Origin of the sequence: Bosea sp. 29B (genome assembly GCF_902506165.1) — a bacterium.
In the GTDB taxonomy this organism is placed as follows: Bacteria; Pseudomonadota; Alphaproteobacteria; order Rhizobiales; family Beijerinckiaceae; genus Allobosea.
Genome location: NZ_LR733817.1, coordinates 228738 through 249272 on the forward strand (window position 1 = coordinate 228738; position 20535 = coordinate 249272).

The following is a 20535-nucleotide window of genomic DNA, read 5'->3' on the forward strand; positions in this document are numbered from 1 at the left end:
GCTCTCTTACAGGCGTTGGAACAGACAGGGATAATCCATGACGAGGCCGTCCTCGTCGACCGGGAGCTCGGCGGTGAAACTGCCATCGGCCGTCTCGAACCGGAAGAGCCTTGGCTCCAGGCAAGTGTAGATCTGCTCGGTGACGAACGGCTCGAAGCTGTCGAACGGCACGAAGAACATGGCGATGCGGCGCTGCTGGCCCGGCTGCCACGAGCAGCGGCGGATCGGCAAGGTGTTGGTGAAGGGGGTGGCGGAGAGGTCGATGTCGACGCAGGCGTCGAAGGCCGGCAGATGGCCACGCTCGCCGTCATGCCAGGCGCCGTCTCGGCGCATCATCGCGAGACCACGGCCATCGGTCGTCGCGATCTCGAAGGAGCGCACCGTGAAATCGGCGGCGCAATCGATCCGATAGCTTGCGCCGAAGCGCCGCCCCTCGCGCTCACCGACCAGCGCGGCATCGGCGCGAAAGCCATCCGCCTGCGCGCGCAATGTCAGATGTTCAAGCCCGTCGCCTTCCAGCGCCCGCCAGCGGACACTGCGCCCGTCCGCGAGATCGGCGGCCGGGCGGAAGCTCATCGCGGCAGGATCGGCGGCAGAACGCCGGGAACGCCGCTCTTCAGCACGATCACCGTCAGGATGACGGTCAGAACCGCCGTAACGATGCCGGTCAGCAGCAGCGCGCCGAAGCGCGGGGTCGAATTGACGCGCTGGCGCAGGGCCGAGAGCTCCTCGCGCAGGCCGGCGAAGTCCATGGTGCCAGCGGCGAGATCGACCTTCTGGGCGCTGCGCTCCAAAGAGGCTTCGGCGCGGGTCAGCACCGCCTCGTAGCGCGCGAACTTCTCTTCGATCCGGGCCGTCTTGTCCTCGATCCGCGAGAGCTGGTCGAGCTTGCGCGGATCGCTCGGCGCGAGCGGCTCGGCCGGCTTCGCCTCGGTCGTCCGCGCTGCAGCGATCTCGGCCATGCTGGGCGCCGGCGGCACGGCGATGGTCTCGACGGTCGACGTGGCGACGGTCGGCTCGATCTTGTTCATTGCGCGGTCCGTTCCTCGGCAGTTTTAGGCGCAGCCGCGCCAGTCCGGCACGGCTGCGAAGGGAGTATGCGTCAGATCAGTTTCGCCATGGCGACGGCAGTGTCGCTCATGCGGTTCGAGAAGCCCCACTCGTTGTCGTACCAGGTGAGGATGCGGACGAACTTCTCGTCCAGGACCTTGGTCTGGTCGAGCGCGAAGGTCGACGACGCCGGATCGTGGTTGAAGTCGATCGAGACGTTGGGCTGGTCGGTGACGGCGAGGATACCCTTCAGGGCGCCGCGCTTGCTCGCCTTGATGATGGCCTCGTTGATCTTCTCGACCGTGGTCTTGCGCTTCGAGATGAACTTGAAATCGACGACCGAGACGTTCGGCGTCGGCACGCGGATCGAGGTGCCGTCGAGCCGGCCCTTGAGCTCGGGAATGACGAGGCCGATCGCCTTGGCGGCGCCGGTCGAGGTCGGGATCATCGACATCGCGGCGGCGCGGCCGCGGTAGAGATCCTTGTGCATCGTATCCAGCGTCGGCTGGTCGCCGGTATAGGCGTGGATCGTGGTCATGAAGCCCTTGTCGATGCCGACGGCGTCATGCAGCACCCGGACCACGGGGGCCAGGCAGTTGGTCGTGCAGGAGGCGTTCGAGACGACGATGTGATCCTTGGTCAGGGCCTCGTTGTTGACGCCGAAGACAACGGTCAGGTCAGCGCCGTCGCAGGGGGCCGAGACCAGCACGCGCTTGGCGCCGGCGGCGAGATGGGCCGCCGCCTTGTCGCGGGTGGTGAAGATGCCGGTGCATTCCAGCGCGATGTCGACGCCGAGCGCCTTGTGCGGGAGATCCTTGGGATCGCGGATCGCGGTCACCTTGATCGGGCCGCGGCCGACGTCGATCGTGTCGCCGGAAACCGTGACGGTGCCGGGGAAGCGGCCATGCACGGAGTCGAAGCGGAAGAGATGGGCGTTGGTCTCGACCGGGCCGAGATCGTTGATCGCCACGACCTCGATGTCCTTGCGCTTCGACTCGATGATCGCGCGCAGAACGTTGCGCCCGATACGGCCGAAGCCGTTGATCGCCACCTTGACCGTCATCTCAATCCTCTCCTTCGCCGTTCACCGGCAGGGCCGGGTCATTCACGCGGGCAAATCGGCCAAACCATGGCGGAACGCAAGGGCAGGCCTTAAAAATTTCAAGGAAGTCAGCCGTTGTGGCGCTTGATCGCAGCCTCGGCAACCGCCTCCGGCGTGATGCCGAAATGCTTGTAGACCTCCTTGTAGGGGCCGCTCGCCCCGAAAGAGGACATGCCGACGAAGCTGCCATCGGCACCGATCACGCCATCCCAGCCGAAGCGCACGGCAGCCTCGACCGCGATCTTGATCGGGGCATCGCCGATGATCGCAGCCTTGGTCGCCTCGTCCTGCTCCAGCAGTGCCTCGAGCGAAGGCACCGAGACGACACGGGCGCGAATACCCTTCTCGGCCAGGAGCTTGCGGGCCGCGACCGCGATCTCGACCTCGGAGCCCGAGGCGAAGAGCGAGACCTGCGCCTTGCCGCCTTCCGCCGCCAGCAGCTCGTAGCCGCCCTTGGCCGAACGGTTCGTCGCCGTGCCCTCGGTACGGACCGGCGCCAGGTTCTGGCGGGAGAGCGCCAGAACGGTCGGGCCGTCGGTGCGCTCCAGCGCGATCTGCCAGGCTTCCGCCGTCTCGATCGCGTCGGCGGGACGTAGCACACGCATGTTCGGCATGGCGCGCAGCGAGGCGATCTGCTCGACCGGCTGGTGGGTCGGACCGTCCTCGCCGAGGCCGATCGAATCATGGGTCATGACGTAGACGACCGGCAGGCCCATCAGCGCGGCGAGCCGCATCGACGGGCGGGCATAGTCGGCAAAGACCAGGAAGGTGCCGCCGGCGGTGCGGAAGCCGCCGTGCAGGGTGATGCCGTTCATCGCCGCGGCCATGCCGTGCTCGCGGATGCCATAGCGGACATAGCGCCCCTTCGGGGTCTTCGGCGTGAAGTCCTCGAAGCCCTTGGCGCGGGTGTTGTTCGACGGCGTCAGGTCGGCCGAGCCCGAAACCAGCTCCGGCATCACTGGCACGATCACATCCAGCGCCAGTTCCGAAGCCTTGCGGGTCGCGACCGTGACCGGGTTCGCCGCCAGCGCCTTCTTGTGCGCGACCAGCGTCTTGGCGAGCTTGGCCGGCACGGTGTGGGCCAGGCGGCGCTCGAACTCGGCGCGCTTGCGCCCGGAGGTCGCCGCCAGCCGCTCGTTCCATTCCTTGCGCTCGGCGAAGCCGGTGGCGCCGAAGCCGCGCCAGGCCTTGAGCACGTCGGCCGCGACCTCGAACGGCCCGCCGGTGATGCCGAGCGCGTTCTTGGCGGCGGCGAGTTCCTCGGCGCCGAGCGGCTCGCCATGCGCCTTGGAGGTGCCGGCCTTCTTCGGCGCGCCGAAGCCGATCACGGTCTTGCAGGCGATCAGCGTCGGCTTGTTCGACTTCTGGGCGCGGCGGATCGCCGCCTCGATCGCGTCGGGATCATGCCCGTCGACGCGCTCGGCCTTCCAGCCGCAGGCCTTGAAGCGGGCGAGCTGGTCGACCGAGTCGGAAATCGAGAGCGGCCCGTCGATCGAGATGCCGTTGTCGTCCCAGAGCACGATCAGCTTGTTGAGCTTCTGATGGCCGGCGAGAGCGATCGCCTCCTGGCTGATGCCCTCCATCAGGTCGCCATCGGAGGCGAGGACGTAGGTCTTGTGGTCGACCAGCTTCTTGCCGAACTCGGCGGCGAGCATGCGCTCGGCCATCGCCATACCGACCGCGGTCGCCAGGCCCTGGCCCAGCGGGCCGGTGGTGGTCTCGACGCCGGCGGTCATGAAGTTCTCGGGGTGGCCCGGCGTCTTCGATTCGAGCTGGCGGAACTTCTTGAGGTCGTCGAGCTCCATGCCGGGCGTGCCGGTGAGATAGAGCAGCGCGTAGATCAGCATCGAGCCATGGCCGGCCGAGAGCACGAAACGGTCGCGATCAGGCCAGCGCGGCTCGGCCGCATCGTATTTCAGGATGCGGGTGAAGAGCACGGCCGCGACGTCGGCCGCGCCCATCGGCAGGCCGGGATGGCCGGACTTGGCCTGCTCGACGCCGTCCATGGCGAGGGAGCGGATGGCGTTGGCGAGCCGCTCGTGCTGGGCGCGGTCGATCGCAGGCGTCGTCATGGAATCTCTCCGGCGGAGGCGGAACGAGGCTCGCGCCGAAGCTGGCCGGCGGCGAGCAGCGAACTCTTGAGAAAAAGGTCGCGCGTTCGATAGGCCGCCCGCTCAAGCGGAGTCAATTCGCCTGCAAGGACGCAGATCTCGACTTTTCCCCACGCTTCGATCAGATCGAACCCGTCGAAGCGCTTTCCACGGAGATATTTGTTAAACTAGGCTTCCGAATCGGATGAGCCGGCTTCCCCGGCACGCAAAGGAAGAAGCGTGGCGTCTCCAGCACTGGATCACGCCCTGTCGCGCCTCGAAGGCGCGCTCGGCCAGCTCGAAGCAGCCGCCCGCAGGCGGCTCGAGGTCGAGCGTGGTCGTGCCAATCTCGAAACCGAACTCACCCTGATGCAGGACGATCGCGCCCGCCTCGCCGTCGAGCTCGACGGCGCCATGGCCCGGATCGGCCAGGTCGAGGGCGTCGCGCAGGAGGTCGACCGCAAGCTCGACCGCGCCATGACGGCGCTTACCGAAGTGATCGCCCGCGTCGAGGCCCACCCCGACGAAGAAGCCGAGCAGGACGCCTGATGCCCCAGGTCAACGTCACCATTTCCGGCAAGGCCTATCGCATGGCGTGCGGCGAAGGCGAGGAGCCGCATCTGGAGGCGCTCGCCCAGCTCTATGACGGCAAGATCGAGGAGATGCGCCAGGCCTTCGGCGAGATCGGCGACATGCGCCTGCACGTGATGGCGGCGCTGATGGTCGCCGACGAGGTCACCGAGCTGAAGAAGAAGATCGAGACGCTGGAAGGCCGTCTGCAGTCGCTGCAAGGCGATGCCGGCTTCGCCGACCAGCGCGCCGGCGATGTCGAGGAGAGGGCCGCTGCCGCGCTCAATACCGCAGCCGAGCGCATCGAGACCGTGGCGAGAAGCCTGCTGCCCGGGCAGGTGGGATAGGCGGCGAGCTCCGCAACGCCGTCATGCTCCCTTAATCGCGATGGAAGAGCGAACGCTTCCCCGCCGCCTTTGCAATTCCTCAATCATGCCTGATTGACGCTTCCAGGCAGAAGCGAATCGATGAAGGCGGCGACAATGGGCGACAGGGTTCGGGTGGCGATTCTCCTCGGCGGCAGGTCTTCCGAGCACGAGGTCTCGCTGATGTCCGCCACCAATGTGGTCAAGGCAATCGACAAGGCGAGATACGACGTCGTGCCGATCCTGATCACCAAGGCCGGCGAGTGGCGCGAGCTCGAATTGCAGAACGGCGTGATGCCCGATCCGATCCCGCAGGACGGCGCCGAGCTCTGCCTGCTGCCGGGTGGGAACGGGCGCCTCCTGCGCCTGCAGGACGGCGCGGCACCGCAGACCTTGCCGAAGATCGACGTGCTCTTCCCGGTGCTGCACGGTCTCGATGGCGAGGACGGCTCGGTCCAGGGGCTGGCCCAGGTCGCCGGCATCCCGCTCGCCGGCTGCGGCATCGTCGGCTCGGCCAATGCGCTCGACAAGGACATCGCCAAGCGGCTGCTGCGCGAGGCCGGCCTCGGCGTCGCCCGCTCGCTCACCGTCCGACGGGGCGAGGCGCTGAGCTTCGAGCAGGCCAGCGCCGCGCTCGGCCTGCCGCTCTTCGTCAAGCCGGCGCGGCAGGGCTCCTCGGTCGGCGTCAGCAAGGCGATGGATGCCGAGAGCTTCGCAGCGGCGCTCGCCGAGGCCTTCCGGCACGACAGCGTGGTGCTGGTCGAGGAGTTCATCGCCGGCCGCGAGATCGAGCTCAGCGTGCTGGAGCAGGCCGATGGCGAGACCATCGTCTCGCTGCCGGGCGAGATCGTCGCCGCCGCGAGCCACGGCTTCTACACCTACGAGGCCAAATATCTCGACGAGGATGGCGCTCGCGTCGAGGTTCCGGCCCATCTGCCGGAGGAAACCATCACCAACCTGCAGGAGCTGGCGAAGCGTGCCTTCTACGCGCTCGGCTGCGACGGCATGGCTCGCGTCGACTTCTTCCTGCGCCCGGACGGGAGTGCGCTGGTCAACGAGATCAACACCATTCCCGGCTTCACCGACATCAGCATGTTCCCCAAGGCGCTCGCCGCCAGCGGCGTCGCCTATCCCGACCTGATCGACCGGGTGATCCGGCATGGGATGGCGCGCGGGGCCGGGGCATGACGACGACGGACATGGCGGTGCTGCGCGACGCGGCGCGAGGCGACGGCGCGGCGGTCTTCGAGATCACGCGACGCTCGGTCGCCGCGCTGGCGTCGGAGCATTATTCACCGGAGCAGATCGCCGGTTGGATGGGCGAGCGCACGCCGGCCTATTACGAGGCGCTGATCGCCAAGGGCGGCATGGTGGTGGCCGAACGCGCGGGGGCGGTTGTCGGCTTCGTGGACGCCGAGCCCGGCGAGGTGACCCGGCTGTTCCTGCTGCCGGAGGCGGCGGGCACCGGGCTGGGAAGGCGGCTCCTCGATATCGGCATCGAACGCGCGCGCGCCGGGCATGTCGGAGCGATCAGGCTGGAATCCACGATGAACGCCGAGGGCTTCTACCGGAAGCATGGCTTCCGCAGCATCGGCCGCGGCCATTTCTCGCACGGCCTAGGCGGGCAACCGATAGAGATCGTCCACATGGAGTTGTAGCGACAATCGCCACTGGCGCTTCACCTGCGCTTTCCCTACATTGAGCCGGCGGGGCTGCCTGGTACGTGCGAGTCATGTATTCCCGGGCCCATACGACTCCCTAGGGAGCTGTCCCTGACCGGGTCCCTGGACCCGGACACACGGCGCCCACCTACTTTGTAGGTGTCCCGGGATCGAAATCTCCACGGCCGAGGTGGCTCCGCACCCTATGACCGACAACGTCTCTCTCGCCCCCTCCCCGCGCAAGGCCGCGCTGCGAGCCGAAGCGCTCGCCCGGCGCGACACACTCGAACTGGACGATCGCCTGCTCTGGGACGAGGCCATCGTCGCGCGCGTGCTGGAGCTGCCGGGGTTCACTCAGGGACCGGTCTCCGCCTATTGGCCGATGCGCTCGGAAGCCGATCCGCGCCCGATCCTGGAAGCCCTGCACGAGCGCGGCCTGCCGCTCTGCCTGCCGGCGATCGTCGAGAAGCGCATGCATTTCCGGCGCTGGGCGCCCTGGGAGCCGATCGTGCCCGGCGGCTTCGGCACGCTGGTGCCGGCTCCCGAGCAGCCTGAGGTGAAGCCCGCCATCCTGATCGTCCCACTCGCCGCCTTCGACCGGCGCGGCTATCGCATCGGCTATGGCAAGGGCTATTACGACCGCGCCATCACCGAGCTCGAACCGGTCCTGACCGTCGGCATCGCCTATGCGGCGCAGGAGATCGCGGACGTTCCCGCCGAGCCGCATGATCGCCGCCTCGACTGGGTCGTCACGCAGGACGAGGCGATCCGCTGCGGTTGATTTCGCCGCAGCGATCACGTCATTAGCGGCTGCGCCTTTCCTTCAAGACGCCGCCGTCCTGCCGTGTTTTTCCGGACCGCACAATCGTACCGCGCGGCCTGGGGAAAGCCGGGACGGCTGTCTTGTGCGGAGATGCGAAATAACGGGCCGTGATGCACGGCCCAAGCGTTGGATAGTGACATGCGTCTGCTCTTTCTCGGTGACATCGTCGGGCGCGCCGGCCGCCTCGCCGTCCAGGATCGCCTCCCCGGCCTGCGCGAGCGCTGGAAGCTCGACTGCGTCGTCATCAATGGCGAGAACTCCGCCGGCGGCTTCGGCATCACCGAGGCGATCTGCGACGAGACGCTCGCCGCCGGCGCCGATGTCGTGACGCTCGGCAACCATTCCTGGGACCAGCGCGAGGCGCTGGTCTTCATCGAGCGCCAGCCGCGCCTGATCCGTCCGGCGAACTATCCGCCCGGTACGCCCGGCCGTGGTGCGACTGTGATCGAGGCGCGCAACGGCGCGCGGGTCCTCGTCGTCAACGTCATGGGCCGCCTGTTCATGGACGCGCTCGACGACCCCTTCGCCGCGCTTGAGCGCGAGCTCGCCGCCTGCCCGCTCGGGGACGCCGCCGACGCCGTCATCGTCGACGTCCATGCCGAGGCGACCAGCGAGAAGCTCGCCATGGCCTATTATCTCGACGGCCGCGCCAGCCTCGTCGTCGGCACCCACACCCATGTCCCGACCTCGGACACGCGCGTGCTGCCCGCCGGCACCGCCTACCAGACCGATGCCGGCATGTGCGGCGACTACGAGTCGATCCTCGGCATGCAGAAGGAGGAGGCGATCCGCCGCTTCCTGCAGAAGACACCGGGTTCACGGCTGGAGCCTGCCCTCGGCGAAGGCACGCTCTCGGGCATCGCGGTCGAGACCGACGACCGCACCGGCCTCGCCAAGGCGGCCTGGCCGGTGCGCCTGGGCGCCACCCTCGCCGAGACCTGGCCGACTGCCTGGGACGAATAGACCCGCCGATGTCGCAGCTCTTCTCTGCTTTCGTCGCCGTCTTCGTCGGCTACGCGGCCTCGGTCGCGGTGATCCTCGCCGCCGCGCAGGCGGTCGGCGCGACGCCAGGACAAACTGTCTCCTGGCTCGCCGGGCTCGCCATCGCCAAGGGGCTGTCCAGCCTCATCCTGTCCTGGCGGCATCGGATGCCGATCATCTGCGCCTGGTCGACGCCCGGTGCGGCGCTGATCGCGGCGGTGAGCGGCGTCGACATAGCCTCGGCCGTCGGCGCCTTCCTCGCCGCCGCCGTGCTGATGATGGCGACCGCCGCCTTCCGCCCGCTGGGGGCGTTGGTCGAGCGGATCCCGATGAGCATCGCCGCGGCCATGCTCGCCGGCGTGATCTTCCGCTTCGTCGTCGCCGTCTTCGACGAGATGCGCCTGCAGCCGGCTTTGGTGCTGACGCTGCTCATGGTCTTCCTGCTGGCGCGATTGTGGAACCCCTTCCTCGGCGTCATCGCGGCGCTCGGCGCGGGGCTCGCCCTCGCCTTCGCCACCGGCACAGCGACACTGCCCGCCGGCCCCGTCGCGCTGACGCATATCGAGCTGATCGTCCCGCATCTCGACCTCACCGCCATCGTCGGCATCGGCATCCCGCTCTATCTCGTCACCATGGCGGCGCAGAACCTGCCGGGCTTCGCCGTGCTGCGCGCCTCCGGCTACCAGCCGCCGACGGCATCCTGCCTGTTCGTCACCGGGCTGATGTCGTTCCTGACCGCCCCGACCGGCGCCCATATGGTCAACATGGCGGCGATCAGCGCCTCGATCTGCACCGGTGCCGACACCCATCCCGATCCGAAGGAGCGCTGGAAGGCCGGGATCTGGTACGCTTTGCTCTGGCTTGTCGTCGCGGCGACCGCTGGCTTGCTGCTGTCGCTGATCCTCGCCATGCCGAAGGCGCTGATCGTCGCGGTCGCCGGCCTCGGCCTCGTCGGCTCGCTCACCGGCGCACTCAGCCAGGCAATGGGCAGCGACAAGGACCGCTTCGCCGCGGTCGTCACCTTCGCCGTCGCGGCCTCCAGCCTGTCGCTGTTCGGCGTCGGCTCCGCTTTCTGGAGCCTCGTCGCCGGGCTTATGGTCTTGACATTGGACCACGCCGCGGGCCGTTTGCGCGGACGATCATGAATACATCTGTCCCCCGCACCCGCCTGATGCTCGTCACGCCGCCGATCTTGGATCCCGGCGCACTGTCCTTTCGCCTGATGCAGGCCTTCGCGGGCGGCGATGTCGCCGCTGTGCTGCTGCGGCTCGCGCCCGGCGACGAGCGCAGCCTCACCGAACGGGTCAAGGCCCTGGCCCCGCCGGTGCAGGCGCAGAATGTCGCCCTGGTCGTCGAGGCCTCGGCGCAGGTTGCCAGCCGCGGCGGCGCCGACGGCGTCCATCTGACGGCGGGAGCCGAGGCGGTCGCCGAGGCGCGCTCCAGCCTGAAGCAGGAACGCATCATCGGCGCCGGGGGCCTGCGCTCGCGCCATGACGCCATGGATATCGGCGAGACCGGCGTCGACTACGTCATGTTCGGTGAGCCGCGGCCGGACGGCTCGCTGCCGGCGCTGCCGGCGGTGATCGAGCGCGCTTCCTGGTGGGCCGAGATCTTCGAGACGCCCTGCATCGCCTACTGCCCGGATGCCGAGTCGGTTCCGGCGCTGATCGAGACCGGTGCCGAATTCGTCGCCCTCGGCGAATGGGTCTTCGCCGAGGATGTCGACATCCGCGCCGCGGTCGCACAGGCCGATGCCGCGATTGCGGCGCAGCACGCCCGCAGGATGGCACGATGAGGCTTGCGCTCGTAGCGCTCGCCCTGACGTTCGCCCTCCCTGCCACCGCGGCGGAGCCGGACTTCGCCTATGGCGCCTATCAGACCGGACACTACCGGCGCGCCCAAGCGGACGCCTTGAAGCGGCTCGAGGCCGATCCGAAGGACGCCGCGGCGATGACGCTGCTCGGCGAGATCTACCGGCAGGGGCTCGGTGTCCGCATCGATCCCAAGGCCGCCGCCGACTGGTATCGCCTCGCGGCCGACAAGGGCGACGTCAATGCGATCTTCGCCCTCGGCATGGCGATGCTGGAAGGTCGTGGCCTGACGCGCGATCCGAAGACCGGCGGCGCCCTGCTGGAGAAGGCCGCCGCCGCCGGACATCCCGCCGCCAACTACAATCTCGCCCTCGCCTTGCTCGCGACCGGGCGGCCGCAGGACGACCAGCGCGCCATAGCCTGTCTCAGGATCGCCGCAGCGGCCGATCTCGCCGACGCCCAGCACGCACTCGGCGTGCTCTACAAGATTGGCCGCGGCGTCGCGCAGGACGATGCCTTGGCGGCCGAATGGATGGGCAAGGCTGCCGCCAACGGGCTGATCGCCGGCGAAGTCGAGTATGCGATCATGCTGTTCAACGGCGACGGCATCGCCAAGGACGAGCGCGCAGCAGCCAAGCTCTTCATCCGCGCTGCCAATAAGGGCAACGCTATCGCCCAGAACCGCCTGGCCAAGCTCTACCAGTTCGGCCGCGCCGTTCCGCCCGACCTGTCGGAGGCGGCCGCCTGGCACCTCGCCGCGCGCGCCCAGGGCCTTGCCGACGCCACGCTCGACCAGGTGCTGGAGCGGCTTTCGCCCGAGCAGCGTGCCCGCGCCGCCCGCCTCGCCGCCGACCGGATCGAGGCCACGGCCTTGACGACGCCGAGCCAACCGAGCAAGTGACGGCGAAATTCGTGGCGCAACGCTGGCGCCACCCCACCATCGCTCTTTGATAGCCTGTTCTCTTCCGCCGCGCGTCGCGCGCCTCGAGGTTTGTACAATGATCCGCTCCCCCCTGATGACCGTGATGACCGACGCCGTGATGAAGGCGTCGCGTTCGCTGAAGCGCGATTTCGGCGAGGTCGAGAACCTGCAGGTCCTGGCCAAGGGCCCGGGCGACTTCGTCTCCAAGGCCGACCACAAGGCCGAGGAGATTCTGCGCGCTTCGCTGGAGAAGGCCCGGCCCGGCTACGGCTTCGTCATGGAAGAGAGCGGCGTCGTCGCCGGCACCGACGAGAGCAATCGCTGGCACATCGACCCGCTCGACGGCACCCACAACTTCCTGCGCGGCATCCCGCACTGGAACATCTCGGTGGCGCTGGAGCGCGACAACCAGTTCATCGCCGGCGTGATCTACGACGCCGCCAAGGACGAGCTCTTCATCGCCGAGAAGGGCAAGGGCGCCTATGCCAACAACCGTCGCCTGCGCGTCTCGGGCAGGCGCGAATCGGCGGACATGCTGATCGGCATGGGCGTGCCGCATATCGGCAAGGGCGGCCACCCGCTCTTCCTGAAGGAGCTCGGCGCGGTGATGAGCCGTTTCGCCAATGTCCGCCGCATGGGCTCGGCCGCGCTCGACATCGCCTATGTCGCCGCCGGCCGCATGGACGCCTATTGGGAACGCGGCCTCAACACCTGGGATTTCGGCGCCGGCGCCGTGATGGTCCGCGAAGCGGGCGGCACCTTCGGCACGCTCGACGGCAAGCAGCCGACCTCGGCCAAGGACGTGATCTGCGGCAACGAGGCCGGCGAGCCGGCGTTGCGCGCAGTCCTCAAGACCGTTCTTTGACGAAATCGCGGCGGTTTTCAGCTTGATCCCGGCGTGGCGGGAGGCGACAGTCGCCGCCGCGACGAAACCGGATCGGATGAGCAGGCATGGCCAATGACGAGGCGGCCCCGGAGGTCCCGCCGCTGGAGCCCCCAGCGACGAGCCCCAATCGGCCGCAGACGTTCCGCTTCTCCCGCCCGCTGCGCTATTTCCTCCGCGCGCTGGTCTTCCTCGCGCTGATCGGCTTCCTGATTTTCATCCTGCAGGCGGGCTTGCTCACCGCCTTCATGACCAATCCCGGTCTCAACGGCCTGATCACTGGCGCGCTGGCAGTCGGCGTCCTCCTGTCGCTGCGGGAGCTCTGGCGCGTCGACAGCGAGGCGCGCGCCGCTACCCGCCTCGCCGCAAATCCGGCCGGGGCGACGATCCGGCGCAACCAGGTGATCAGCCCGCTCGCCCCCGTGCTGCCGGCGCTGGAGCAGCGCAACCTCGCTTCCAGCCAGGCGGCGAGCCTGCTCGAATCGATCGCGGTCCGGCTCGACGACGGGCGCGAGGTATTGCGCTACCTTGCCGGCCTGCTCGTCTTCCTCGGCTTGCTCGGCACCTTCTGGGGCCTGCTGGAGACCGTCTCCTCGGTCGGCAACGTCATCAAGAGCCTGCGCACCGGCGCCGAGGCCGGCGTGCTCTTCGACGAACTCAAGGCGGGCCTTGCCGCGCCGCTCGCCGGCATGGGCCTGTCCTTCTCGTCCTCGCTGTTCGGCATCGCCGGCTCGCTGATCCTCGGCTTCCTCGACCTGCAAGTCGGCCAGGGCCAGCGCCGCTTCCGCAACGAAATCGAGGGCTATCTCGGCACCGCCACGGCGCATTCCGCGACGATCCCGCTGGCGATGTCGGTCGCCGGCCCGACGGTTGCCGGCGACGTCGTGGTCGAGCGCCTCGACAAGCTCCAGGCCGCCATGCAGGACGGCTCCAACAACCGTGCGGCGACGCAGGCGCTGGCCAATCTCGCCGAGGGCATCCAGGGTCTCGTCCAGCACATGCGCTCCGAGCAGCAATTGATCCGCGACTGGGTCGAGGCGCAGGCCGTGCGCGAGAAGGATCTGAAGCGCCTGATCGAGCGCCTCGCCGCCGAACGGGTGAGCGAGTCATGAGCCTGCCATGGTGCTGCGGCATCGCGGGCACTGATCGCAGGAAAGGCTGAGCATGGCCCTGTCGCGCTCGCATCGCCGGGAAGAGGTCAATTTCTGGCCGGGCTTCGTCGATGCGCTCTCGACGATGCTGATCGGCATCGTCTTCCTGCTGTCGGTCTTCGTCCTCGGCCAGTTCTTCCTGTCGCAGGAGATTTCCGGCCGCGACACAGTGCTCGACCGGCTCAACCGCCAGATCGCCGAGCTCAGCGACCTGCTCGCCCTCGAGCGCTCGACCGGCAAGGAGGCGAAGGATTCGCTCGCTTTGCTGCAATCCTCGCTCGCCGGCGAGCAGGCCGAACGCGCCCGTGTCCAGGGCCTGCTCGACGGCGCCGCCCGCACCAACGCGCCGACCCAGCTCGCCGAGACGCAGAAGGCGCTCGACGCCGAAAAGCAGCTCTCCGCCAAGGCGCAGGCCACGGTCGAGCTGGTCAACCAGCAGATCGTCGCCATGCGCCGCCAGCTCGCGGCGCTGGAGGAGGCGATCGCCGCCGCCGAGGTCAAGGACAAGGAATCCCAGACGCGCATCTCCGAGCTCGGCTCGCGCCTCAATGTCGCGCTGGCCCAGCGCGTGCAGGAGCTGGCGCGCTACCGCTCAGACTTCTTCGGCCGCCTGCGGCAGGTACTCGGCACAAGGCCCGACATCCGTGTCGTCGGCGACCGCTTCGTCTTCCAGTCGGAGGTCTTCTTCGACGCCGGCCAGGCCGTGCTGAAGCCGGAAGGCCGCGGCGAGCTCGACAAGCTGGGCGCCATCATCGCCGATCTCGCCCGCGAAATGCCGCCAGACCTGCCCTGGATCCTGCGCGTCGACGGCCATACCGACAACCGGCCGATCCGCTCGCCGCAATTCCCGTCGAACTGGAGCCTGTCGACCGCCCGCGCCGTCGCCGTGGTCGAATACCTCGTCAGCAAGGGCATTCCCGCCGACCGCATCGCCGCCACCGGCTTCGGCGAGTTCCAGCCCCTCGACGTCGCCAACAATGACGACGCCTGGCGCCGCAACCGCAGGATCGAGTTCAAGATCACCGAGCGGTGAGAGAGCTTTTCCTGGCGACACTCCCTCAATGCCGCTGGGCGATCTGGATCAGGTTGCCGCAGGTGTCGTCGAAGACTGCTGTCGTGACCAGGCCGAGATTTACCGGCGGCTGGGTGAAGGCGACGCCCAGACCCGCAAGCCTCCTATGCTCGGCATGGACATCCTCGACCCCGAACGAGGTCGCCGGGATTCCGTCGGCGACGAGCGCGGTCTTCCAGGGCTTCGCCGCCGGATGTTCGTCGGGCTCGAGCAGCAGCTCGACGCCGTCGGGATCGCCTGATGAGGTCAGGGTCAGCCAGCGATGATGGCCCATCGGGATGTCGTCCTTCGGCTCGAAGCCGAGAATGTCGCGGTAGAAGCGCAGCGCCTTCTCCTGGTCATCGACCAGCAGGCTCGTCACGACGATCTTGATCGGCATCGCTCGTCTCCTTCTCCGGCGGCTCGGCCAGCGGCCGCATCCACACATCCCACATCTGCCGCAGCGGCGAGCGTTCGAGGAAATGGTGCTTGCTGCGCCAGCGCCATTCCGTACGGAGAAGGCCCGCCTCCTCCAGCACCTGCAGGTGTTTCGACAGGGCCTGCCGGGACAGGCTCGCCCCGTGCCAGCTGATCAGGCGCACATGCAATTCGAACAGCGTCTGGCCGTCCCGCTCCGCCAGCTCGTCCAGCATGCGCCGGCGGGTCGGATCGGCCAGCGCCCGGAAAAGGCGGTCGAAATCCATGGGCGGTTGTTAGCACGAGGGTAGATATCATGCAATCAAATGATTGCATGATTAGATCGCCACAGGCTGCGCCTGCTCGTCTGGAAAACCTATGCGCGCAAGCCCCGCGAAAAGCTGCGAAGCGCCATGCCTTTGCGATGGGTGCGCGCTCTCGTGTCCGTGCTAGCATGCTGGCTGGTATGGTAGTATACCACACGAAAAATACCGCACGCTTGGCGGACAGGGAGCAGCATGATCGATATCCGCGTCACCCCCGACAAGAACGAGCTCGGCCGGCAGGCCGCTGCATTCGGCGCCAAGGCGATCCGCGCGGCGATTGCCCGCCATGGCGAGGCGACGATCATCGTCGCCACCGGTGCGAGCCAGTTCGAGATGCTGCAGAACCTCGTCGTTGCCGAGGGCATCGACTGGTCGAAAGTCACCGCTTTCCATCTCGACGAATATGTCGGCCTGCCCGAGAGCCACCCGGCGAGCTTCCGCGGCTATCTCAGGGAGCGTTTCCTTGCCCCGCTCGCGGTCAAGCCGGCCTTCAATTTCGTCAATGGCGAGGGCGATCCTGCCGCCGAGACGAAGCGCCTCAACGCGCTGATCGCCGGCCGCCGCATCGATCTCTGCTTCGCCGGCTTCGGCGAGAACTGCCACCTCGCCTTCAACGATCCGCCGGCCGATTTCGAGACCGAAGAGCCTTATATCGTCGTCACGCTCGACGAGGCCTGCCGCAACCAGCAATTCGGCGAGGGCTGGTTCGAGACCTTTGAAGCGGTGCCGGAACAGGCGATCTCGATGAGCATCCGCCAGATCCTGAAGAGCGAGTTCATCGTCCTCTCGGTGCCGGACGCCCGCAAGGCGCAGGCGGTGAAGGACGCACTCGAAGGCGAGGTCACGCCGCTGCACCCGGCCTCGATCCTGCAGCGCCACCCGAACACGGTGCTGTTCCTCGATCCGCCGGCGGCATCGCTGCTGAAGCAGGGCTGAGCGGCGATGCCCGTCTCGCCCGGCCTGGTCGACCTCCAGATCAACGGCTTCGCCGGCGTCGACTTCAACGACCCGGCGATCACCCCGGCCGATCTCGACCGGGCGCTGGAGGCGATGCTCGCGACCGGCGTCACGCATTGCCTGCCGACGATCATCACCGCCCATCCGCACGAGCTGGTCGAGCGCTTCCGGGCATTGGACAAAGCCGCCGCCGGCAGCAGGCTCGGGCCATTGATGTGCCCGGGCTACCATCTCGAAGGGCCGTTCCTGAACCCGGCGCCGGGCTATCATGGCTGCCATCCGCCGCAGGCGATGACGGCGGCAAGGCCGGAGCTGATCGCCGAGATCGAGCGCGGCCTGACGCGGCCGATCCTGATGGTGACGCTCGCCGCCGAGAGCGAAGGTGCGGTCGCGCTGACGAAGAGCCTGGCCGATGCCGGCAAGATCGTCGCGATCGGTCACTCGGCCGCCGATTTCGAACAGGTTTCTGCCGCTGCCGATGCCGGACTCTCGCTCTCGACCCATCTCGGCAATGGCGTGCCGCAGACGCTGCACAAGCTCGCCAACCCGATCTTCGCCCAGCTCGCCGAGGACCGGCTGATGGCCGGCTTTATCGCGGATGGAATCCATATCCATCCCAGGGCGCTTGCCGCGCTGATCCGGGCCAAGGGCTTCGAACGCTCGATCCTGGTCACCGATGCGGTGGTCGCCGCCGCGGCGCCGGTCGGCCGCTACCATTTCGCCGGCATGGCCGTCGATCGCATGCCAGATGGCTCGGTGCGGCAGGAGGCTGGCCTGCTCGCCGGCTCGGCGCTGTGTCTGGATGAAGCTGTCCGCAATGTCGTCGCCTGGGGCATCGCGACACCCGCACAGGCTTTCGCCATGGCCTCCGACCATGCGCTCGCCGCGATCCGGCCGGCGCTCAAGGCACATGGCATCGTGCTTGCCGAGGGTGAGATCGAATGGTCGGATGATCTCTTCGTCCGGCGCGTCCGCCTCGCCGATCAGGAACGCCGCTACGACGCATGAGCGCCACCAAACGGCGCAACAACAAGAGGGGAAGGCAATGACCAAGCATCTCAAGGGCATCGACCGCCGCACCGTGCTCGGCGGCCTGGGCGCGCTCGCGGCCGGCGGGCCGGCGCTCGCCGCCTCGCCGCCGCTGCCGACCAGCCCGGTCGTGATCAGCGTCATGGACGTCGGCGGCGCGCTGGCGCTGATGCAGAAGGCTTTCGAGGACTATCGCACTGCCAATCCCAAGCTGGTCTCGCGCATCGCCTTCGTGAAGGCCCCTGCCCCCGAACTCGCCAGCAAGCTCAAGGCGCAGCAGGATGCCGGCAAGGTCGACCTCGACCTGATCCTGACCGGCAGCGACGGCCTTGCCGCCGGCCTCGAGCAGAAGCTCTGGCAGAAGATCCTGCCCGACTTCGCCGACAAATTCCCGAACATCGAGGCCAATTACGAGCCGGCCGCGCTCAACCTGCACAAGGCGCAGGGCGACGGCTTCGGAGTCGTCGTCAACTACTACCCCTCCGGCCCGCTGCTCGAATACATGCCGGACCGGGTCAAGAATGTCCCGACCACGGCCGAGGAATTGCTCGCCTGGGCCAAGGCCAATCCGAACAAGTTCATGTATGCGCGCCCGACCAATTCCGGCCCGGGCCGCACCTTCATGATGGGCCTGCCCTATCTCCTCGGCGACAAGGACCCGCAGGACCCGGTCGGCGGCTGGGACAAGACCTGGGCCTATCTGCAGGAGCTCGGCCAGCACATCGAGTACTATCCGGCCGGCACCGGCGCGACGATGAAGGAGTTCGGCGACGGTTCGCGCGACATCATCATCTCGACCACCGGCTGGGACATCAACCCGCGCGCGCTCGGCATCGTCCCGAAGGAAGCCAAGATCCAGACGCTGAAGGGCTTCCACTGGGTCTCCGACGCCTTCTTCATGTGCGTGCCCAAGGGCTTGCCCAATGACCGGCTCGCCGTCGTCCTCGACATCATGGCGCATGTGCTGACGCCGAAGATGCAGGCCTATTCCTATGACGAAGGCTATCTCTATCCCGGCCCGGCGGTGAAGAACGTGCCGCTCTCGCTGGCGCCGGAATCGAGCCAGAAGGTCATCGCCGAGTTCGGCCGGCCGGAATATGCCGACCTCATCGCCAACAACCCGATCGAACTGCCCCTGAAGCCCGACAAGATGGTCGTGGCGTTCCGGAAGTGGGACGAGCTGGTGGGTGCGAAGCGGGCGAAGTGAGTCCAGGCGTCATTCTCGGGCGGCGCATCGCGCCGACCCGGGAATCTCTGGACGAGAAGGTGCCAGTGGAGACACCTTCGGCCTGAGATGCTCGGGTCGAGCCCGAGCATGACGGCAGATGGCTGGCGCGCATTGACTTCGCCGTTGCCATGCGCTTTTCATCAGCGCAGAGCGCATGGGGCGCCACCAGTCCGCGGCAAGGGAGCCTGCTCCCACCCATATTCAAGCGACGACATTGCATCATCGCTTTCTTCCGGCCTGTCGAGCGGACATCAGGCTTTCCTCGGAAGGAAGACCCATGTCTGACGCGACCCGCGAACTCACGTCCCGCTCGACCCTCGAAACGATCCGCCGCCAGGCCAAGCGCTGGCTGAAGGAGATCGAGGCCGGCGATACAGAGACCATTGCCCGCTTCCGCAAGCTGATCCCCAACCATGCCGGCGCGCCGAAGCTGCGCGAGGTGCAGCATGCCCTCGCCCGCGATTACGGTCTCCCGAACTGGGCGGCGCTGAAGCAGGAGCTGATCGCGCGCGAGGCGGCGGCGCGCGGCCATGCCACGCTCGTCGCGCTGTTCCTGGAAAAGTCGGCGCTGCGCTATGGCGTCAGGCCGGGAACGCAAAGCTGGGGCGAGTACGAGGCCGACCGGCCAGCGCGCGGCGCGCTGGCGCAGCGCCTGCTCGAACGCCATCCGGACATCGCCCGTGACAGCATCCACACGGCCGTTGCCGCGCATGATCTCGATGCTGTCAGCGCCCTCCTGCGCAAGGATGCCGCGCTCTCAAACAAGCCGAGCGAATTCGATGGCTGGACGCCGCTCGTCCGCCTCGCCTTCACCCGGCTGCCGAACGAAGCCCTGTCACGCAACGCTGTCGCGATCGCGCAGCTCCTGCTCGACCATGGCGCCGACCCAAATGCCCTGTTCAGCGACGGCAGCAACCATTTCACCCCGCTGACCGGCGTCATCGGCGGCGGCGAGGGCAACCAGCCCCCGCACCCGCGGGCAGAGGCGCTGGCGCGGCTCCTGATCGCCCGCGGCGCCGATCCGCTCAATGGTCAGGCGCTTTACAACTCCTCGCTCGGCGCCGACGACGTCACCTGGCTCGACCTGCTCTGGAACGAGACGGAGAAGCGCGGTGAGATCGGGCGCTGGCGCGAGCCGGTGAGGGAGCTGCCGGCGCCGCCGCTCGACTACCTCCTCGGCAACGCCGTGCCGCGCCAGCCAAAGCGCGCCGCCTGGCTTCTCGCCCATGGCGCCGATGCCCACGCGCTCAACGCCTATTCGCAGCAAAGCCTGGTCAAGCAAGCCATGCTCGACGGCCGCAGCGATCTCGTGCGCCTGCTCGTCGACAATGGCGCCAGCCCGGTCGAGCTCCATGGGCAGGAGGCCTTCACCGCAGCGGTAGCTCGTGGCGACGAGATACAGGCGCGCCAACTGCTCGCCGGCAATCCTGAGTTCCTGCTCAGCCCTGCGCCCCTGTTCGTCGCAATCCGGCAGGGCAAGCCAGAGATCGCGGCGCTGGCGCTCCGCTTAGGCGTCTCGCCGGATGCACAGACACGCGACGGCGTCCGCGCTTTGCACGAGGCGGCAGGGAGCGATGCGATCGAGATCGTTGCACTCCTGGTCGAGGCGAGCGCGCAGATCGATCCGATCGAGCGCCGCTATCGCTCGACCCCGCTCGGCTGGGCGCGGCATCAGGGCGCCAGTGCCGCGCAGATCTATCTGGCCTCGCGCAGCAGCGACATCCAGGCTCTGTGCGAAGCCGCCGAGATCGAGCGGCTGGAGGCGCTCATCGCTGAGGAGCCGGCGCTGGCCACTGCGCCGGCCCGCTCCGGCGAGGCGCCGCTGTTCTGCCTCCCCGACGACGACATCAGCGCCTGCGATCTCGTCGACTTCCTGCTGGCGGCCGGGGCCGATCCGAAGGTACGCAACGCGGAAGAGCTGACGCCGGCGGAAGTCGCGCGCAAGCGAGGGCTGCTGGATGCCGCAGCGCTGATCGAAGCCTCCCTTCTCCCCTCGGGGGAGAAGGTGGCAGCGCGAAGCGCTGACGGATGAGGGAAGGGCTGCGCAAGCGGCCCTTTTTCGTCTCACCCGGTCGAACCGCCCTCATCCCCTGCCGGACCTTCTCCCCCGAGGGGAGG

Annotated in this window: 22 protein-coding genes and 1 other RNA gene; 17 read left to right on the forward strand and 6 right to left on the reverse strand. The window is 68.0% G+C overall.

Annotated elements, in window-relative coordinates:
* Positions 1-6 precede the first annotated feature (6 nt).
* The 4 genes from GV161_RS01215 to tkt all read right to left on the reverse strand — a co-directional run bounded on the left by GV161_RS01215 (position 7) and on the right by tkt (position 4224).
* Positions 7-576: a putative glycolipid-binding domain-containing protein gene (locus GV161_RS01215; RefSeq protein WP_152012221.1), complete on the reverse strand. Its 570-nt coding sequence runs from the start codon at positions 574-576 to the stop codon at positions 7-9.
* On the reverse strand, positions 573-1031 hold the full coding sequence (locus GV161_RS01220; RefSeq protein ID WP_152012220.1) for a hypothetical protein: 459 nt from the start codon (positions 1029-1031) through the stop codon (positions 573-575). Before GV161_RS01220 ends, GV161_RS01215 begins: the two co-directional genes overlap by 4 nt.
* A 71-nt stretch (positions 1032-1102) precedes the next feature.
* A complete protein-coding gene (gap, locus tag GV161_RS01225; protein ID WP_152012219.1) occupies positions 1103-2113 on the reverse strand; it encodes a type I glyceraldehyde-3-phosphate dehydrogenase in 1011 nt (336 codons plus the stop codon).
* A gap of 107 nt (positions 2114-2220) precedes the next feature.
* The gene (gene tkt / locus GV161_RS01230) at positions 2221-4224 is read right to left on the reverse strand and encodes a transketolase (RefSeq protein WP_152012218.1); all 2004 of its coding nucleotides are present in this window, start codon (positions 4222-4224) and stop codon (positions 2221-2223) included.
* A 258-nt stretch (positions 4225-4482) separates the two neighbouring features.
* Here tkt and GV161_RS01235 point away from each other — a divergent pair, with 258 nt between their 5' ends.
* From GV161_RS01235 to GV161_RS01295, 13 genes are all read left to right on the forward strand, one after another.
* Complete coding sequence (locus GV161_RS01235; protein ID WP_244623888.1) at positions 4483-4791, forward strand: DUF4164 domain-containing protein; 309 nt, start codon at positions 4483-4485, stop codon at positions 4789-4791.
* Positions 4791-5159 carry a cell division protein ZapA gene (locus GV161_RS01240; protein WP_152012217.1) on the forward strand — a complete coding sequence of 123 codons (369 nt, stop codon included), beginning with the start codon at positions 4791-4793 and terminating at the stop codon, positions 5157-5159. Before GV161_RS01235 ends, GV161_RS01240 begins: the two co-directional genes overlap by 1 nt.
* Positions 5160-5279: 120 nt before the next feature.
* Positions 5280-6365 (forward strand): D-alanine--D-alanine ligase family protein, encoded by a 1086-nt coding sequence (locus GV161_RS01245; protein WP_244623887.1) that lies wholly within the window; start codon positions 5280-5282, stop codon positions 6363-6365.
* 11 nt (positions 6366-6376) lie between these two features.
* Positions 6377-6835 carry a GNAT family N-acetyltransferase gene (locus GV161_RS01250; protein WP_244623886.1) on the forward strand — a complete coding sequence of 153 codons (459 nt, stop codon included), beginning with the start codon at positions 6377-6379 and terminating at the stop codon, positions 6833-6835.
* Positions 6836-6883: 48 nt separating this feature from the next.
* Positions 6884-7039: non-coding RNA, 6S RNA (gene ssrS, locus GV161_RS01255), on the forward strand.
* A gap of 4 nt (positions 7040-7043) precedes the next feature.
* Complete coding sequence (locus GV161_RS01260; protein ID WP_152012215.1) at positions 7044-7619, forward strand: 5-formyltetrahydrofolate cyclo-ligase; 576 nt, start codon at positions 7044-7046, stop codon at positions 7617-7619.
* A gap of 180 nt (positions 7620-7799) precedes the next feature.
* Positions 7800-8624: a TIGR00282 family metallophosphoesterase gene (locus tag GV161_RS01265; protein WP_152012214.1), complete on the forward strand. Its 825-nt coding sequence runs from the start codon at positions 7800-7802 to the stop codon at positions 8622-8624.
* An 8-nt stretch (positions 8625-8632) separates the two neighbouring features.
* A complete protein-coding gene (locus GV161_RS01270) occupies positions 8633-9787 on the forward strand; it encodes a benzoate/H(+) symporter BenE family transporter (RefSeq protein WP_152012213.1) in 1155 nt (384 codons plus the stop codon).
* Positions 9784-10437, forward strand: coding sequence for a thiamine phosphate synthase (locus GV161_RS01275; protein ID WP_152012212.1), 654 nt, complete (start codon positions 9784-9786; stop codon positions 10435-10437). Before GV161_RS01270 ends, GV161_RS01275 begins: the two co-directional genes overlap by 4 nt.
* Positions 10434-11354 (forward strand): tetratricopeptide repeat protein, encoded by a 921-nt coding sequence (locus GV161_RS01280; protein WP_152012211.1) that lies wholly within the window; start codon positions 10434-10436, stop codon positions 11352-11354. The genes GV161_RS01275 and GV161_RS01280 overlap by 4 nt, the downstream gene beginning before the upstream one ends.
* Positions 11355-11451: 97 nt before the next feature.
* Positions 11452-12240, forward strand: a complete 789-nt coding sequence (locus GV161_RS01285) for an inositol monophosphatase family protein (protein ID WP_152012210.1) — start codon at positions 11452-11454, stop codon at positions 12238-12240.
* Positions 12241-12326: 86 nt separating this feature from the next.
* Positions 12327-13370, forward strand: a complete 1044-nt coding sequence (locus tag GV161_RS01290) for a flagellar motor protein MotA (RefSeq protein WP_152012209.1) — start codon at positions 12327-12329, stop codon at positions 13368-13370.
* 52 nt (positions 13371-13422) lie between these two features.
* Entirely contained in the window at positions 13423-14442 is a 1020-nt protein-coding gene (locus tag GV161_RS01295) for a peptidoglycan -binding protein (protein ID WP_152012208.1), read from the forward strand.
* Between the two features lie 25 nt (positions 14443-14467).
* Here the strand turns inward: GV161_RS01295 and GV161_RS01300 are convergent, their stop codons facing one another.
* Together GV161_RS01300 and GV161_RS01305 are read right to left on the reverse strand one after the other, a co-directional pair.
* Positions 14468-14860, reverse strand: coding sequence for a VOC family protein (locus tag GV161_RS01300; protein WP_280179016.1), 393 nt, complete (start codon positions 14858-14860; stop codon positions 14468-14470).
* On the reverse strand, positions 14820-15164 hold the full coding sequence (locus tag GV161_RS01305; RefSeq protein WP_152012207.1) for a helix-turn-helix domain-containing protein: 345 nt from the start codon (positions 15162-15164) through the stop codon (positions 14820-14822). Before GV161_RS01305 ends, GV161_RS01300 begins: the two co-directional genes overlap by 41 nt.
* 231 nt (positions 15165-15395) lie before the next feature.
* Between GV161_RS01305 and GV161_RS01310 the strand changes: the two genes are divergently transcribed.
* From GV161_RS01310 to GV161_RS01325, 4 genes are all read left to right on the forward strand, one after another.
* Positions 15396-16139, forward strand: coding sequence for a glucosamine-6-phosphate deaminase (locus tag GV161_RS01310; protein ID WP_152012206.1), 744 nt, complete (start codon positions 15396-15398; stop codon positions 16137-16139).
* A 6-nt stretch (positions 16140-16145) separates the two neighbouring features.
* Complete coding sequence (locus GV161_RS01315; RefSeq protein ID WP_152012205.1) at positions 16146-17168, forward strand: amidohydrolase family protein; 1023 nt, start codon at positions 16146-16148, stop codon at positions 17166-17168.
* A 37-nt stretch (positions 17169-17205) separates the two neighbouring features.
* Positions 17206-18396: an extracellular solute-binding protein gene (locus GV161_RS01320; protein WP_152012204.1), complete on the forward strand. Its 1191-nt coding sequence runs from the start codon at positions 17206-17208 to the stop codon at positions 18394-18396.
* A 298-nt stretch (positions 18397-18694) separates the two neighbouring features.
* Positions 18695-20449: an ankyrin repeat domain-containing protein gene (locus tag GV161_RS01325; protein WP_159650095.1), complete on the forward strand. Its 1755-nt coding sequence runs from the start codon at positions 18695-18697 to the stop codon at positions 20447-20449.
* Positions 20450-20535: the final 86 nt, after the last annotated feature.